Below are 15128 nucleotides of genomic sequence, written 5' to 3' on the forward strand. Positions count from 1 at the left end.
GTCACGCGTTAGGGTGAGGGCATGACGTCAGTGCTCCTCACCGGTTTCGAACCGTTCGGCGGTGAGCGGGTGAACCCGTCGTGGCAGGCGGTTTCCCTGCTCACCGGCCGGCGGCACGACGCCGTGGCCGTCGAACTGCCGTGCGTGTTCTCGCGGTCACTGGTCACTCTGCGTGACGCGATCGACGAGTACCGGCCGGAACTGGTGGTCTGCGTCGGACAGGCGGGCGGCCGTTCCGGCGTCACCCCGGAACGCGTCGCGATCAACCTGATCGACGCCCGCATCCCGGACAACGCGGGCTCACAACCCGTCGACGTCCCGGTGATCCCCGGCGGGCCCAACGCCTACTTCACCACTCTTCCGGTGAAGGCGTGCGTCGCGGGGATCGAGCACGCGGGACTTCCCGCTTCGGTCTCGCACACCGCCGGGACGTACGTGTGCAATCAGGTCTTCTACGGGCTGATGCACTTGCTGGACAACGACTTTCCCGGCGTGCGCGGTGGTTTCGTGCACGTGCCCTACACGCCGGAGCAGGCCGCGCGGACGACCGCGCCCAGCCTGGCCGTGCACCGCGCGGCGGAAGCGCTGGAGATCATCGTCGACACCGCGCTTTCGGTGACCGAGGATCTTTCGACCCCCGCGGGCACCCTGCACTGATCAGGGCTTGAGCTGCGCGGTGAAGAACTCGACCATCTCCGCGGTCGTCCGCGCTGTGCCGTCGCTGCGGGTCGAGACGAGCATCGCACTCAACGGCGCGTCTTCGGCCCCGAAGAGCACGATGCCGCTTCGCGCGCCTACGCCCGCCACGTAGCGCCCCCGGAGCCCACCGGCCGCCCAGGTGCCCTCCACGGGTTTGCCCTTGCTCATCCGCTGCCGGACACCGTCTTCCAGACCGGCCATCGCGACGCCCTGGTAATAGTTGATCGCGTTCGACGCCTTGTCGCCGGTGAACACACAGGTGACCGCCGCCGCGGCCCCCACCGTGGCGGCCGCGTCCGGCGCCTCCCGGCAGTCGTCCTTCTGCGGGACGATCGCGGCGATCCGGCGGAGGCAGTCCGTGAACCCCTGGGCGTCCTTCGTCCCCGGATGGTCGCAGCTCACCGGTTTCGCCGGGGCCGATGCGGCGACCGGCTCTTCCTCGCCGCCGGTGAGCAAAACGATCGTCGTCACGATCGCCGCGAGGGCGAGGACGCCGTACGTCGTGGGCTTCCGCCAGCTCCGGCCCGGCAGGGGCGGGGGTGGCGTCCAGCGTGGCGGCTGCGGGCGGCGCGGCTGTTGCTGCGCGGGCTGTTGTCGGCCAGGCTGCTGCTGCGCGGGCTGTTGTCGGCCAGGCTGCTGCTGCGCGGGCTGTTGTTGCCAGGATTGCTGCCGCAGGGGTTGCCGCTGCCGCGCCGGCGGCGCGACCGGCGCGAAGGCGGGCACGGTCAGCTGGGCATCTTCGTCGCCCATGTGCACGTGGTGCAGCCCGAACGCGACCGCGGTCTCCGGCTGATCCTGCGTGGTGGGCGCGATCCCGAGCTGATTCGCCAGCAGACTCGCCAGCAACGGCATCCGGCTCGGCCCGCCGACGAGGTAGACGCCGCCGAGCCGGTCCGGGGACAGCCCGGCACGACGGATCGTGGTGGCCAGGAGTTCGGCGCTGCGCAGGAAACTCGGGCGGACGAGCGCCTCCAGCTCCGTCCGCGTCACCCGCACGTCGTCGAACGGCTCCGGCATCGGAATCTCGGTCTGCTGGTGCCGGGACAGGCTTTCCTTGGCGTCCCGGACATCCTGCAGCAACGACCGGCGCGTCCGGCGGTCGCTCACCGACTGCGGACGCAGGATCCGTTGCCACCGCGCGGGTTCGGAATGCGACACCTCACGGCCGATGTGCACCAGCAGTGCCTGGTCGATGTCGAGACTGCCGAGATCGGACAGGCCGTCCTCGGCGAGCACCGCGAATCCCTGGGCGCTGACACCGACGACCGCGCAGTCGAAGGTGCCTGCCCCGAGGTCGTACACCGCGATCGGACCGGGCGGCCGCTGACCGTGGTCGAAAGAGGCGTAATGCGCGGCGGCGGCGACCGGCTCGGGAATGAGCACCGTCGTACCGAAACCGGCTTTGAGCGCGGCGTCGCGGAGGATCTGCTTGCGATCCGGGCCCCAGCCCGCGGGATGCGAGACGCGCACCTGCGCGGGCGGGCGCTGAAGAAGCAGCTCGGCCTCCTCGCCGACCCGGCGCAGGACCGCGGCGAAGGCGTCGGCCATGGGCAGCGTGACGTCACCGAGCTGGAGAGCGCCCTCGTCGATGCGCCGCTTCGGGTTCGCCTCGAACCGGCTCGGATCCAGCCGGGCCCGGCGTTCGGCGTCACGACCGACGAAAACGGTGTTGTCCCTGTCGACGTAGATCGCGGACGACATCGTCACCGACCCGTCGATCTCGACGACCTGCGTCCCCCTGCCGTGGATCGAAAGCACCCCCACCGTACTGGAGGTACCGAAATCGATCGCCAGAACGTCCACCTGACCCCCTCCCGGACCCGAGGGCATCGTCTCACGCCCCCGATCACGCGAGTCCCGCCCCCGATCACGCGAGTGCGCCTCCCGATCACGTGAGTGCGCCGTCTGATCACGCGAGTGCGCCGTCTGATCACGTGAGTGCGCCATCCACGCACGCAAGCTCTCTGTGCGGAAAGGGCGCACTCGCGTGACTGAACACGGAACTCGCGTGATCAGACAGCGCACTCGCGTGCTTGAACGGCCAACTCGCGTGATCAGACAGCGCACTCGCGTGATTGGACACGGAACTCACGTGATCGGGAAGCCGAAACGCGGAAGTGCCCGCCGCGGCAAACCCGCGACGGGCACTTCCGGGACCGAGGGGGCTTACTCGCCCTCGGCTTCACTGCTCTCTTCGGTCGAGCCGGCACCGATGCTCACCGGCGGGGCGTCCGGGACCGACGAGGGCCGGGCTTCCCCGCGGAAGACGAAGTGCGCCTTGTCGTCCTTCTCGCCCTCTTCGTCGTTCCAGCCTTCGACGTCGACCAGGATGATCTGGCCTGCCTGGATCTCGCCGAACAGGATCTTCTCCGACAGCTGGTCCTCGATCTCGCGCTGGATCGTGCGACGCAGCGGCCGCGCGCCCAGCACGGGGTCGAAGCCGCGCTTGGCGAGCAGCGCCTTGGCCTTGGGCGTGAGCTCGAGCTCCATGTCCTTGGCCTTGAGCTGCTTCTCGACCCGGGCGGCCATCAGATCGACCATCTGGATGATCTGGTCCTTGGTCAGCTGGTGGAAGACGATGATGTCGTCGATCCGGTTCAGGAACTCGGGCCGGAAATGCTTCTTCATTTCCTCGTTGACCTTTTGCTTCATCTTCTCGTAGCGGTTGGCGGTGTCGCCTCCCTGCGAGAACCCGAGCGAGACGGACTTGGAGATGTCCGAGGTACCCAGGTTCGAGGTGAAGATGAGCACGGTGTTCTTGAAGTCGACCGTACGACCCTGGCCGTCGGTGAGACGGCCGTCTTCGAGGACCTGCAGGAGCGTGTTGTAGATCTCCTGGTGGGCCTTCTCGATCTCGTCGAACAGCACCACCGAGAACGGCTTGCGCCGCACCTTCTCGGTGAGCTGGCCGCCCTCTTCGTAGCCGACGTAGCCCGGAGGGGCACCGAAGAGCCGCGAAGCGGTGTAGCGGTCGTGGAACTCGCCCATGTCGATCTGGATGAGCGCGTCGTCTTCGCCGAATAGGAACGCCGCGAGCGCCTTGGACAGCTCGGTCTTACCGACACCGGACGGACCGGCGAAGATGAACGAGCCGGAGGGGCGCTTCGGGTCTTTCAGGCCGGCACGGGTGCGGCGGATCGCCTGGGAGACGGCCTTGACCGCGTCCTCCTGGCCGATGATCCGCTTGTGCAGCTCGTCCTCCATGCGGAGCAGACGCGTGGTCTCCTCCTCGGTGAGCTTGAACACCGGGATGCCGGTCCAGTTGGCGAGGACCTCGGCGATCTGCTCCTCGTCGACCTCGGCGACGACGTCGAGGTCGCCGTCCTTCCACTGCTTCTCCCGCTCGCCCTTCTGGCCGAGGAGGGTCTTCTCCTCGTCACGGAGGCGGGCGGCGCGCTCGAAGTCCTGCGCGTCTATCGCCGACTCCTTGTCCCTGCGCACGTCGGCGATCTTCTCGTCGAACTCGCGCAGGTCCGGCGGCGCGGTCATGCGGCGGATCCGCATCCGGGCGCCGGCCTCGTCGATCAGGTCGATCGCCTTGTCCGGGAGGAAGCGGTCGTTGATGTAGCGGTCCGCGAGGGTGGCCGCCTGCACCAGCGCGCCGTCGGTGATCGAGACGCGGTGGTGCGCCTCGTACCGGTCGCGGAGACCCTTCAGGATCTCGATCGTGTGCTCGAGCGACGGCTCGCCGACCTGGATCGGCTGGAAACGGCGCTCCAGCGCGGCGTCCTTCTCGATGTACTTGCGGTACTCCTCGAGCGTGGTCGCGCCGATCGTCTGCAGCTCACCACGGGCCAGCATCGGCTTCAGGATCGAGGCGGCGTCGATCGCGCCCTCGGCGGCACCCGCGCCGACGAGCGTGTGCAGCTCGTCGATGAACAGGATGATGTCGCCGCGGGTCTTGATCTCCTTGAGCACCTTCTTGAGGCGCTCTTCGAAGTCACCGCGGTACCGGGAACCGGCGACCAGGGAGCCGAGGTCGAGGGTGTAGAGCTGCTTGTCCTTCAGCGTCTCGGGCACCTCGCCCTTGACGATGTTCTGCGCGAGCCCCTCGACGACGGCGGTCTTGCCGACACCGGGCTCACCGATCAGGACCGGGTTGTTCTTGGTGCGCCGCGACAGCACCTGCATGACCCGCTCGATCTCCTTGCCGCGGCCGATGACCGGGTCGAGCTTGCCTTCGCGGGCCTGCACGGTCAGGTTGCGGCCGAACTGGTCGAGCACCAGCGACGACGACGGGGTGCCTTCACCGCGTCCGGAGCCGGTCTCGGTCGACTCCTTGCCACCCTGGTAGCCCGACAGCAGCTGCAGGACCTGCTGACGCACCCGGTTGAGGTCCGCGCCGAGCTTGACGAGCACCTGTGCGGCGACGCCTTCGCCCTCGCGGATCAGCCCGAGCAGGATGTGCTCGGTGCCGATGTAGTTGTGGCCGAGCTGCAGCGCTTCGCGCAGCGACAGCTCAAGCACCTTCTTGGCCCGCGGGGTGAAGGGGATGTGCCCGCTCGGGGCCTGCTGCCCCTGGCCGATGATCTCCTCGACCTGCTGGCGGACGCCCTCCAGCGCGATGCCCAGCGATTCCAGCGCCTTGGCGGCGACACCTTCACCCTCGTGGATCAGACCCAGGAGGATGTGCTCGGTGCCGATGTAGTTGTGGTTGAGCATCCTGGCTTCTTCTTGGGCCAGGACGACCACCCGCCTCGCGCGGTCGGTGAACCTCTCAAACATGTGCACTCCCTCGACTGCTGCGACGGCGGCCCGTTTCCATCGTGCTTTCACCGCGATGGATTCAGCACCGTGAGACCACTCTAGTAGCCATGCGGTCGCGCTGGCGTACCACTACGGCTGATTGCGGCCCGTTCGCGCCCCGGCCGTTCTCCGGCCGTGCGCGCTTTCATCTTCCGGTTGCCCTGCACCTTTACCTCAAGCACAACGTGCGGACACGCGTCGGGATTCCACCGGAAGGGCGTTGTCCGCTGAGCGCGAACACGGGTCCGCCCGGTGGATGGACACCCGTCCGGAGTAGTCACGGATCCCAGGTAAGGTAAGGCGTACCTAATGACGGGAGGCCGGTGTGTCTCGACACTACGCTGTCGCGTCCCCAGCGGACGGGCTCAGGGCCTCCCTCTCCAGGATGCCCGAGGACGCCAGGCTCCGCGGAGACGTGCCGGACGGTGAGCCGGACTGGGTCCGCTGCGGCGACCTGCTCGGCGAACCGGCCCGTCTCGTGCGCTGGCGGGAGCGCCTTGCCCGCTGGCTGGCCGAGACGTATCCGGCGGCGCCCGGGATCCCCGATCGTGTCCCGGCGAGCTGGATCCTGTCCTGGTACCTGCACGTCCCGGCCTTCGCCGGTGCGCTGCTGCTGCACCACGAACGCCGTGTCCCGTCGCTGGCGCCGTCCGCGCTGGCGTTCCGGATCGGCGCGGACCGGCCCCATCCCGACTCGGTCGCCGTCCTCGGCGCCGGATTTCACTGCCTCCCGGCCGATCCGGGCTCGGCGCTTCCGGGGGCGGTCGTCGTCCCGGACGAGCGGACGCTGGCGACCGTTTTGCGAGGCCGGTTCGTCGCGCACGCGAGCCGGTTCATCGACGTCTACGGGCCGCTGACGAGGCTCGGGCGGCATCAGCTGTGGGCGGCCGCCACGGACGCGCTCGACAACGCGCTGTGGTCGGCGGGACGGCTGGGCGGGACCCCGGAGGCCGAGGGCGCCGGGGTCGCGGACGCCGCGTTGGTCCTCGAATCGCGGTTCCCGCCGCTCACGTCGGCGTCGAAGGTGACACCGGCTTCGGGAGCCGACGGCCGCCGCGAGTGGACGAGAAACCGCGAAAGCTGCTGTTTCTCCTATCTGCTGCCCGCGGAACCGGAATGCGGCGGCTGTCCGCGAATCCGTCAAGGGGTCCAGGCGGGATTCCGGCCCGTCGCGCCCAACGCGCGTTCGAACGTCGTCGCGTCTTCCGCGACGATCACTTCGTCGCCGTACACCTTCATCGCCCGCGCCTGAGCACCGATCTCCAGCGCGATGGCGTACACGGCGTCGGCGACTTCGGGGAGGACGGCGAACTCCGCGCCGGTCGCCTTGGTGAGGTCCCAGCCGTGGAAGACGAACTCGTCCAGCACCATGCAACCCGCCATCGACGCGGGCATCGGCCGGCCGCCGAAGGTGGTCTGGCCCTGCCACGCCTCAGCAGTGCCGAAGACGTCCACGAGCCGCGCGGTCTGCTTCTCGAGGTCACCGAGCCATTCGTCGCCGACGAGCCCCGCCTCCGCCTCACCGGAGGACATCTCCGGGGGCGGCGCCTTGAGGCCGGCGGCTTCGAGCCAGGGGCCCCAGTGGAGAAGGTGGTTCAGCAGGGCGCGGACGTCGTATTCGGCGCACGGGGTGCGGGCGGCGAAGTCGGACTCGCCGATCTCGCGCAGGATTCCGACGAATTCCTCGGCGGCGGGGACGATCAGGGTGGCGTGTTCGGACATGGGGGCATGAGTTCACGGAACCCCGCGCACCGTCTTGAAGAAACGCGACAGGGCTAGGTTGGGTGGGTGAGCGGGCACCGGATCCCGGCGGGGATCGTCGACGCGCGGCAGGCGAAGTTCGACCTCGTCCGCCATCGGCCCGCTCCGGCGCTGCGCCCGTTCGTCGACCACCACTGGGTGCTGCGCTGGGATCTGGGCGGCGGTCCGCCCCACGAACAGGTGGTACTGCCCAATCTCGCGGTGCACGTCACGTTCTTCCGCGACGCGGAAGGCGCGTTCGGACCGGCGAAACGGCCTTTCCGCTACACCGTCGCCGGCCGGGACCGAGGTATCGGCGTGCGATTCCGGCCAGGGGCTTTCCGGGCATTCCTCACCGGCCCGGTCACGATGATCTCCGGCGGTTCCGTTCCGCTCACCGATCTCTTCCCCGGCGCCGGACCGGTGACGGAATCGGTACGCAATGCGACGAACGACTTCGAAATGGTCCGCCGGTGCGAGGAACTGCTCCTCGCGAAAGAGCCCGTGCTCACCGCCGCGGCCGGGACGGCCATCGAAGCGGTCGAAACAATCGCGGCCGATCCGGCCATTACCAGAGTCGGCGAGTTGTCAAGCCGAACGGGCCTGTCTCAGCGAACCTTGCAACGCCTGTTCGCCGAACATGTCGGCGCCACCCCCAAATGGGCGATTCAGGTATACCGATTGAACGAGGCGGCGGCACGGATCGCCGCCGAGGAACGGCCGGACTACGCGGAACTGGCGACCGAGCTGGGCTACAGCGACCAAGCGCACTTCATCCGGGATTTCCGCTCCGTGACCGGATGGGCGCCCACCGAGTACGCCCGCTTGAACCGTGTACAAGAACAAGAAAGCCGCCGGGAAAAGTTTCCCGGCGGCGGGCGAGTCTGAAAGACCTCAGTTCTTCTTGTGGTATGCCTCCACGACCTCGGACGGGATACGTCCACGGTCGGAAACCTGGAAGCCGTTCTTGCGGGCCCAGGCGCGAATGGCCTGGTTCTGCTCGCGGTCCACGGTCGCGGGGCGGGCGGCGGCCTTCACGCCGGCGACCGGACGAATGGCGGTGCGCTTGCGGCCACCCGCGCGACGGGCGTGCTCCACATACTGGGCCAGCGCGTCACGGAGCTCTTCCGCGTTTTCCGCGGAAAGGTCGATCTGGTAGCTGACACCGTCCAAACCGAACTCGACGGTCTCTTCCGCCTCAGTGCCGTCGAGGTCGTCGACGAGCGAGACGAGCACCTTCTGTGCCATCTGTTTCCTCCTGCTGGGGGCTTACACGAATGATCTGGTACGGGGCATGCCCCGGACAGAAGACTTTGTCTAGCGACATTAATACCCGCTACCGAGACATAACGCAAATCTTGTTTACGAGAACGATCGAGGTATCTGTCACGCGGACGGGTTATTCGGGTCGGACGAGCGGGAAGAGGATGGTCTCCCGGATACCAAGGCCGGTCAGCGCCATCAGCAACCGGTCGATCCCCATTCCGACACCACCGCTCGGCGGCATTCCGTACTCGAGCGCACGGAGGAAATCCTCATCCAGGTTCATGGCCTCACTATCACCCTGCGCACCCAGCCGGGCCTGTTCCACCAGCCGCTGACGCTCCACCACGGGATCGACCAGCTCGGAGTATCCGGTGGCCAGTTCGAATCCGCGCACGTACAGATCCCACTTCTCGGCCACCCCCGGCTTGCTGCGGTGTTGCCTGGTCAGCGGGGATGTCTCCACCGGAAAATCACGGACAAAAGTGGGGGCGTGGAGATGATCTCCGACGAGATGTTCCCAAAGTTCTTCGACGAGTTTGCCGTGACCTAACTTCGGGTCGAGCTCCAGCTCTCGCGCTTCGGCATAGGAACGCAGCTTGTCCGCCGATGTCTCGGGAGTGACCTCTTCCGACAACGCCTCGGACAGCGACTCGTACATTCCGAGCGTGGTCCACTCGCCGGACAGGTCGTACTCCGAACCGTCGGCGAGAGTGACCACCTGAGTACCGAGAACGTTCTGCGCCGCCTCCTGGACGAGCTGGCGCGTCATCACCGCATTGGAGTCATAGGTCGCATACGCTTCGTAGTACTCGAGCATCGCGAACTCCGGCGAGTGGGACGAGTCGCTGCCCTCGTTCCGGAAGTTCCGGTTGATCTCGAAGACCTTCTCGATACCGCCGACCACGCAACGCTTGAGGTACAGCTCCGGCGCGATCCTCAAGTAGAGGTCGAGGTCGAAGGCATTCGAATGCGTGACGAATGGCCGGGCCGCCGCGCCGCCGTGCAGTGTTTGCAGCATCGGGGTCTCGACCTCGAGGAATCCCCGGCCGTGAAACGAGTCACGCAGGGAACGCAGCACACCGGCCCGGGTACGGACCACGTCCCGCGCCTTGGGACGCACGATCAGATCGACATAACGCTGCCGGATCCGCGTTTCCTCGGCCAGCTCTTTGTACATCACCGGCAACGGGCGCAACGCTTTCGACGTGATCCGCCAGGAGTCGGCCAGCACGGAAAGCTCACCGCGCTTGGAGGTGATGACCTCGCCGGAGACGAATACGTGATCGCCGAGATCGACATCGGACTTCCACGCCGCGAGCGCGTCCGCACCCACCTTCGCGAGGCTGATCATCGCCTGCAACTCGGTGCCGTCGCCTTCACGGAGACTTGCGAAACACAGTTTGCCGGTATTGCGCATGAACATGACCCGGCCGGTGACGCCGACGATCTCGCCGGTGGCGGTGTCGGCGGGAAGACCGGAATGCTTCTCGCGCACTTCGGCGAGCGAGTGCGTCCGGGGCACCTCGACCGGATACGGATCGATACCCTCCGCGATTATCCGGTCGCGCTTGTCCCGGCGCACCCGCATCTGTTCCGGCAGGTCTTCGTCGGGGCTCACGCCCTCGGATGCGGGGATTTCAGTCATGGCGCACAGCGTACGAACCCGCCGCTTCCCTACGCCAACCGGATTACCTTTTCCGAGTCCGGACCGGCCGGTTTTCTCTCCATTAACCTGGTTCGCGTGAACTCATCCACTCCCGGCATCGAACCCGGACTGCACGCCCGCCGAGCCGCCTCGTTCGGCGCGAAGGCCGCCGCCTATGCCGCACATCGGCCGGACTACCCGGAAAAGGCACTGGCCTGGGGGCTGGCCGGCGTCAGGGGAACCCCGGAACGGGTCCTCGACCTCGGCGCGGGCACCGGCAAGGTCAGCCAGGGCCTGCTCGCACTGGGTGTCGCGGTCACCGCGGTCGACCCGGACGCGCAGATGCTCGCGGAGCTCACCAAGGCACTCCCCACCGTGACCCCGCTCATCGGGACGGCCGAGGAGATCCCGCTGCCGGACGGATCCGTGGACGCCGTGGTGGTGGGCCAGGCGGTCCACTGGTTCGACCTCGACCGGGCCTACCCGGAGATGGCCAGGGTGCTTCGGCCGGGTGGAGTCGTTGTGGCGCTGTGGAACCACGACGACGAGTCGACGGCCTGGCTGGCCGAGTTCAACACGCTGATCAGAAGTTCGGCGAGCAGGCGCTGGCTGAGCGACTACGAATCGCTGCCGGTTCACGAAGCCTTCGAACCGTTCGAGAAGCAGATCTTCGGCCACAAGCAGCCAAGGACGGCGGAAAGCCTGGTGGAGACGATCGCCACCCATTCGCATCTGCTGGTGGCCCCGGAAGCGGAACGCGCCGCCAAACTGCGCGCGGCACGGGAATTCCTCGACCGGAACCCGGAAACCGCCTCGGGCGAATTCGACGTTCCGCTCACCACCACGGTCTTCCGGGCGGGCAAACGATGACCGACTGGCAGGCCACGTTCACCGCGACGTTCGGCGCGCCCGCCTCGGCGGTTTCCGCGCGGATCTGGGCCGAAACGTACGGTGACGAGTACCCCGCCGAACTGGACACCTACAGCTTCGTGACCCGGACCGACCTCCGCGCCATCACGGCCGGGACGCGACTGGAACCGGGCGGGCGGCTGGCCGACATCGGCTGCGGGCGCGGCGGTCCGGGGCTGTGGGTGGCCGCGCGGACCCGCGCGAGGCTCACCGGCGTCGACATCGCGGAGACGGCGCTGGCTTCGGCGCGGCGTCGCGCGGAGACGGCGCCGGAGGTGGAAGCGGCCGAGTTCAAGGTGGGCAGCTTCTCGGACACGGGATTGGAGGACGCGTCGTCCGACGCGGTGATGAGCGTCGATGCGTTGCTGTTCGCGCCCGACAAGCGGCGCGCCTGCGAGGAGTTCGCGCGGATCCTCGTGCCCGGCGGGCGTTTGCTCGTCACGACCTGGGACTTCGACGGGCAGCCGGAGAACCGGCCGCCACAGGTGCCCGACCACCGGCCGTTGCTGGCGGCGGCGGGGTTCGACGTCCTTTCCTATGAAGAGACGCCGGATTGGCGGACGCGGCAGCGGCGGACGATGGAACTCTCGCTGGAACGCGTGGCGGAACTGGCGGCGGAATCCGGCGCGGATCCGGCGAACCTGCGGGCGAGCCTCGAACTGGCCCTGCGGAACCAGGACCTGATGACACGGCGGGTGCTGATCGTCGCCTCGCGCCGCTGACCGACGGCGTGCCAGGCGTGCTCGAAGCCGTAACTCGCGTGTTCGCGGCCGTAACTCGCGTGTTCGGGGCCGTAATTCATGAGTTACGAGTTCAAGCACGCGAGTCACGGGTTCGAGCACGTGAGTCACGGGTTCGGTCACGGGCGGGCGGAGGCGTGGTTCCGTTCGTAGACCAGCCGGAGGCCCAGCAGGGTGAGGTCCGGCGCGTGCTCGGTGATCGTCTCGGACTCCTCGAGCACCAAGGGCGCGAGGCCGCCGGTCGCGATCACCGCGACCGGATCGGTCCCGCCCGGCGAGAGCTCGCGCTCGATCCGCTTCACCAGGCCGTCGACCTGGCCGGCGAAACCGTAGAGGATGCCGGATTGCAGGCATTCCACGGTGTTCTTCCCGATCACCGACCGCGGTGGCGCCAGTTCCACCTTGCGCAGCGCCGCGGCCCGCGCGGCCAGCGCGTCGACCGAGATCTCGATGCCGGGCGCGAACGCGCCGCCGAGGAACTCGCCCTTGGCGGAGATGGCGTCCACATTGGTCGAAGTCCCGAAATCCACCACCACGCAAGCGGTGGACGGGTGCAGATGGTGCGCGGCCAGGGTGTTCACCAGCCGGTCCGCGCCCACCTCCTTGGGGTTGTCGACCAGGAGCGGCACGCCGGTGCGCACTCCCGGCTCGATGACGATCTTCGGCAACCGCCCGTAGTAACGCGAAAGCATGACGCGCAGCTCCCGCAGCACGGCGGGAACCGTGGACAGCGCGCTGATCCCGGTGATCGCGTCGGCGTGCGAGCCGAGGAGACCGCGCATGGTCAACGCGAGTTCGTCGGCGGTCATCCGCGCGTCGGTGCGCATCCGCCAGTCACCGATCAGCTCGGGCCCGGAGTACAGGCCGAGCACGATGTTGGTGTTGCCGACGTCGACCGTGAGCAGCAAGGGCTCAGCTTTCGGCGTGCAGCAGCGCGTCGAGACGGCGGGCGTCGGCGGTTTCGGCGACCGGGAAGGTCATCGTGTCGTCGTCGGCCAGCGTCACGGTGCCGCTCAACAACCCGGAACCCTCCGGCGCGTGGCCGGGGTTGGTGCCCTTCTCGACGATCCGGTTGTCCGCGTCGACGAAGACGACCCGCGGCCGGAACGAGGCCGCTTCGGTGTTCTCCATCTGCGCGTACGAAATCAGGATCACCAGATCCCCGGGGTGCACCAGATGCGCCGCGGCACCGTTGATGCCGAGCACGCCGCTGCCGCGTTCGCCCGCGATCACGTAGGTCTCGAGCCGCGCGCCGTTGGTGACGTCCACAATGGACACCTGTTCGCCCGGCAGCAGATCCGCCGCGTCCATCAGGTCCTCGTCGACGGTCACCGAACCGACGTAGTGGAGATCGGCCTGGGTGACCGTCGCCCGGTGGATCTTGGATTTCAGCATGGTGCGGTACATCGTGGACTCTCCCTATTCCCCTGCGTCCAGCGCGTGTTCCGGATGGTCCACGGCGGCACCGAGCATCACCGGGACGTTGTCGATCAGCCGGGTACTCCCCACCCTGGCCGCGATCAGCAACCGCGCCTCACCGTCCGCGGGCGCGGGCCCGAGGTCGGTTCCCCTCAATTCCAGATAGTCGACCTCGACTCCCGCACGCGCGGCGAGAGTCTGCCTGGCGGTCGCCAACACGGCTTCCGCGCCGTCGCGTCCGACGAAGGCACCCGCGGTGAGTGCCGCCGACAACACGATCGCGTCCTCGCGCTGTTCCGGAGTCAGGTAGACGTTGCGCGAGGACAACGCCAGCCCGTCGCGTTCCCGGACCGTCGGCACGCCGATCACACGGGTGTCGAAGTTCAGGTCACGCACCATCTTCTTGATCAGCACCAGCTGCTGGTAGTCCTTCTCCCCGAAGAAGGCGTAGTCCGGCCGCACGATGTTGAACAGTTTCGCCACCACGGTCAGCACGCCGGCGAAATGCCCGGGCCGCACCGCGCCTTCCAGCTCGTCGCCGAGCGCGCCGGGATGCACCGTGACGGTGGCCCCGTCGGGATACAGATCCGAGGCCTTGGGCAGAAAGCCCAGCTCGACGCCGTCTTCCTTCAGCACTTCGAGGTCCTTGTCCAGCGGACGCGGGTACGCCTCGAAGTCTTCGCCCTCCCCGAACTGCAGGGGATTCACGAAGATCGACGTCGCGACGACCGTGTTCGGCAGCCGCTTCGCCCGGCGGATCAGCTCGCGGTGCCCCGCGTGCAGGGCACCCATCGTGGGCACCAGCGCGACCTTGCGGCCGACGCCGTGCAGGGCACGCGTCACCTTGCTGACCTGCTCGGGCGGCTGGAAGGTGTGCAGCGTGCCTCGGGCGAACTTCGGTGTGGTCACTGGTTTTGCTGCCCTTCGGCGGGATCTGCGGGATCACTCAGGAGTTCGGCGAGCTCGGCGGCGGCCGAGGCGTCCAGGAGCCCGGCGGCGTCGCCGCGCGCCAGCGTGCGCCTGGCCAGCGCGCGATAGCTCGGGGCGACGTCGGGGCCACGTTCGGCCAGCACCGCGAGATGCTTGCGCACGGTGCCGAGATCACCACGGGCCACCGGCCCGGTCAGCGCCCGGTCCCCGTGTCGCAGAACATTATCCAACGCCGCCGACAACAACGGAGCCACCAGGCGTTCGGGCTGGGCGATTCCCGCCTCCCGCAACAATTCCGCGCAATCGGCGACCAGGGTCATCAGGTGGTTCGCACCATGCGCCAACGCCGCGTGATAGAGCGCTCGCGCTTCGTCAGGGACCCGCACCGGCTCCGCGCCCATCTCCACGGTCAACGCCTCACCGACGTTCCACGCCGCTTCGTCACCCTCGGTGGCCGTGACGCCGACGCTGCACGCGGCCAGTCTGTCGAGGTCTTCGGCGCGACCGGCGAAGGTCATCACGGGGTGCAGGGCCAGCGGCAACGCCCCGGCCTCGGCGGCGGGGGCGAGGACGTCGATGCCGTGTGCCCCGGAGGTGTGCACGACGATCTGGCCCGGTCGCAGGGAACCGGTGGCGACGAAGCCACGCACCATCCCGGCGAGCGTGTCGTCCGGCAGGGCCAGCAGGACGAGGTCGGCGCGGCGGGCGACCTCGTCGGGCGGCAGGAGGGGCACGTCGGGGAGCAGTTGCTCCGCCCGGCGAACCGAAGCGTCGGAAAGGCCCGAAGCGGCGACGACGGTGTGCCCGGCCCTGGAGAGCGCGGCACCGACGACACTGCCGACCCGGCCCGCGGAAACGACGCCCACGGTCAGGCGAGCGGGCCTCATCATGGCGTGCGCCAGTGGACGCTCATGGTCGAAACTCCTCAACTCGTTCCAGTCCCGCTCGGTGGGCGCGGGTACCAGACGACGGCGCGAGAGTAACCCTCCGGCTCGGGTCTGAACCGGCCCTCGTGACCAGCTTCACCTGACAGT

The 15128-nt window shown here is 68.2% G+C and carries 14 protein-coding genes; 5 read left to right on the forward strand and 9 right to left on the reverse strand.

All coding sequences use genetic code 11. The features are described from left to right. Nucleotides 1-21: 21 nt before the first annotated feature. The gene (gene pcp, locus P3102_RS34540; protein ID WP_276364848.1) at nucleotides 22-657 is read left to right on the forward strand and encodes a pyroglutamyl-peptidase I; all 636 of its coding nucleotides are present in this window, start codon (nucleotides 22-24) and stop codon (nucleotides 655-657) included. On the opposite strand, the gene P3102_RS34545 is transcribed toward pcp, so the two are convergent. Further along, complete coding sequence (locus tag P3102_RS34545; protein WP_276364849.1) at nucleotides 658-2502, reverse strand: Hsp70 family protein; 1845 nt, start codon at nucleotides 2500-2502, stop codon at nucleotides 658-660. A gap of 363 nt (nucleotides 2503-2865) precedes the next feature. Beyond that, nucleotides 2866-5424: an ATP-dependent Clp protease ATP-binding subunit gene (locus P3102_RS34550; protein WP_276364850.1), complete on the reverse strand. Its 2559-nt coding sequence runs from the start codon at nucleotides 5422-5424 to the stop codon at nucleotides 2866-2868. Between the two features lie 406 nt (nucleotides 5425-5830). On the opposite strand from P3102_RS34550, the gene P3102_RS34555 reads away from it, so the two are divergent. Next, nucleotides 5831-6697, forward strand: a complete 867-nt coding sequence (locus P3102_RS34555; RefSeq protein ID WP_276364851.1) for a (2Fe-2S)-binding protein — start codon at nucleotides 5831-5833, stop codon at nucleotides 6695-6697. On the opposite strand, the gene P3102_RS34560 is transcribed toward P3102_RS34555, so the two are convergent. Continuing rightward, the gene (locus P3102_RS34560) at nucleotides 6586-7167 is read right to left on the reverse strand and encodes a TIGR03086 family metal-binding protein (RefSeq protein WP_276364852.1); all 582 of its coding nucleotides are present in this window, start codon (nucleotides 7165-7167) and stop codon (nucleotides 6586-6588) included. The genes P3102_RS34555 and P3102_RS34560 overlap by 112 nt on opposite strands. 66 nt (nucleotides 7168-7233) lie before the next feature. Here P3102_RS34560 and P3102_RS34565 point away from each other — a divergent pair, with 66 nt between their 5' ends. Beyond that, on the forward strand, nucleotides 7234-8073 hold the full coding sequence (locus P3102_RS34565; RefSeq protein WP_276364853.1) for a helix-turn-helix domain-containing protein: 840 nt from the start codon (nucleotides 7234-7236) through the stop codon (nucleotides 8071-8073). 6 nt (nucleotides 8074-8079) lie between these two features. On the opposite strand, the gene P3102_RS34570 is transcribed toward P3102_RS34565, so the two are convergent. Together P3102_RS34570 and lysS are read right to left on the reverse strand one after the other, a co-directional pair. Next, the gene (locus tag P3102_RS34570; protein WP_005165380.1) at nucleotides 8080-8433 is read right to left on the reverse strand and encodes an Lsr2 family protein; all 354 of its coding nucleotides are present in this window, start codon (nucleotides 8431-8433) and stop codon (nucleotides 8080-8082) included. A 151-nt stretch (nucleotides 8434-8584) separates the two neighbouring features. Continuing rightward, a complete protein-coding gene (gene lysS / locus P3102_RS34575; RefSeq protein WP_276364854.1) occupies nucleotides 8585-10096 on the reverse strand; it encodes a lysine--tRNA ligase in 1512 nt (503 codons plus the stop codon). A gap of 96 nt (nucleotides 10097-10192) precedes the next feature. Here lysS and P3102_RS34580 point away from each other — a divergent pair, with 96 nt between their 5' ends. Together P3102_RS34580 and P3102_RS34585 are read left to right on the forward strand one after the other, a co-directional pair. Next, the gene (locus P3102_RS34580; RefSeq protein ID WP_276364855.1) at nucleotides 10193-10966 is read left to right on the forward strand and encodes a class I SAM-dependent methyltransferase; all 774 of its coding nucleotides are present in this window, start codon (nucleotides 10193-10195) and stop codon (nucleotides 10964-10966) included. Then, a complete protein-coding gene (locus P3102_RS34585; protein ID WP_276364856.1) occupies nucleotides 10963-11727 on the forward strand; it encodes a class I SAM-dependent methyltransferase in 765 nt (254 codons plus the stop codon). Before P3102_RS34580 ends, P3102_RS34585 begins: the two co-directional genes overlap by 4 nt. Before the next feature lie 137 nt (nucleotides 11728-11864). Here P3102_RS34585 and P3102_RS34590 read toward each other — a convergent pair whose 3' ends face one another. Genes P3102_RS34590 through P3102_RS34605 form a run of 4 tightly spaced genes read right to left on the reverse strand, consistent with a single transcriptional unit; the run spans nucleotide 11865 to nucleotide 14984 of the window. Then, nucleotides 11865-12653: a type III pantothenate kinase gene (locus P3102_RS34590; protein WP_276364857.1), complete on the reverse strand. Its 789-nt coding sequence runs from the start codon at nucleotides 12651-12653 to the stop codon at nucleotides 11865-11867. Nucleotides 12654-12657: 4 nt separating this feature from the next. Further along, the gene (gene panD, locus P3102_RS34595; protein WP_276364858.1) at nucleotides 12658-13152 is read right to left on the reverse strand and encodes an aspartate 1-decarboxylase; all 495 of its coding nucleotides are present in this window, start codon (nucleotides 13150-13152) and stop codon (nucleotides 12658-12660) included. A gap of 12 nt (nucleotides 13153-13164) precedes the next feature. Beyond that, nucleotides 13165-14073 carry a pantoate--beta-alanine ligase gene (gene panC, locus P3102_RS34600; protein WP_276364859.1) on the reverse strand — a complete coding sequence of 303 codons (909 nt, stop codon included), beginning with the start codon at nucleotides 14071-14073 and terminating at the stop codon, nucleotides 13165-13167. Further along, nucleotides 14070-14984 (reverse strand): DUF2520 domain-containing protein, encoded by a 915-nt coding sequence (locus tag P3102_RS34605; RefSeq protein WP_276364860.1) that lies wholly within the window; start codon nucleotides 14982-14984, stop codon nucleotides 14070-14072. The genes panC and P3102_RS34605 overlap by 4 nt, the downstream gene beginning before the upstream one ends. Between the last annotated feature and the right edge of the window lie 144 nt (nucleotides 14985-15128).

This window comes from Amycolatopsis sp. QT-25, assembly GCF_029369745.1.
GTDB lineage: Bacteria > Actinomycetota > Actinomycetes > Mycobacteriales > Pseudonocardiaceae > Amycolatopsis.

Excerpts from the sequence above, each read along its gene's own strand:
- pcp (WP_276364848.1), top strand. The coding sequence starts at position 22 with ATGACGTCAGTGCTCCTCACCGGTTTCGAACCGTTCGGCGGTGAGCGG.
- P3102_RS34550 (WP_276364850.1), bottom strand. The coding sequence starts at position 5,424 with ATGTTTGAGAGGTTCACCGACCGCGCGAGGCGGGTGGTCGTCCTGGCC.
- P3102_RS34555 (WP_276364851.1), top strand. The coding sequence starts at position 5,831 with ATGCCCGAGGACGCCAGGCTCCGCGGAGACGTGCCGGACGGTGAGCCG.
- P3102_RS34560 (WP_276364852.1), bottom strand. The coding sequence starts at position 7,167 with ATGTCCGAACACGCCACCCTGATCGTCCCCGCCGCCGAGGAATTCGTC.
- P3102_RS34570 (WP_005165380.1), bottom strand. The coding sequence starts at position 8,433 with ATGGCACAGAAGGTGCTCGTCTCGCTCGTCGACGACCTCGACGGCACT.
- lysS (WP_276364854.1), bottom strand. The coding sequence starts at position 10,096 with ATGACTGAAATCCCCGCATCCGAGGGCGTGAGCCCCGACGAAGACCTG.
- P3102_RS34585 (WP_276364856.1), top strand. The coding sequence starts at position 10,963 with ATGACCGACTGGCAGGCCACGTTCACCGCGACGTTCGGCGCGCCCGCC.
- panD (WP_276364858.1), bottom strand. The coding sequence starts at position 13,152 with ATGTACCGCACCATGCTGAAATCCAAGATCCACCGGGCGACGGTCACC.
- P3102_RS34605 (WP_276364860.1), bottom strand. The coding sequence starts at position 14,984 with ATGATGAGGCCCGCTCGCCTGACCGTGGGCGTCGTTTCCGCGGGCCGG.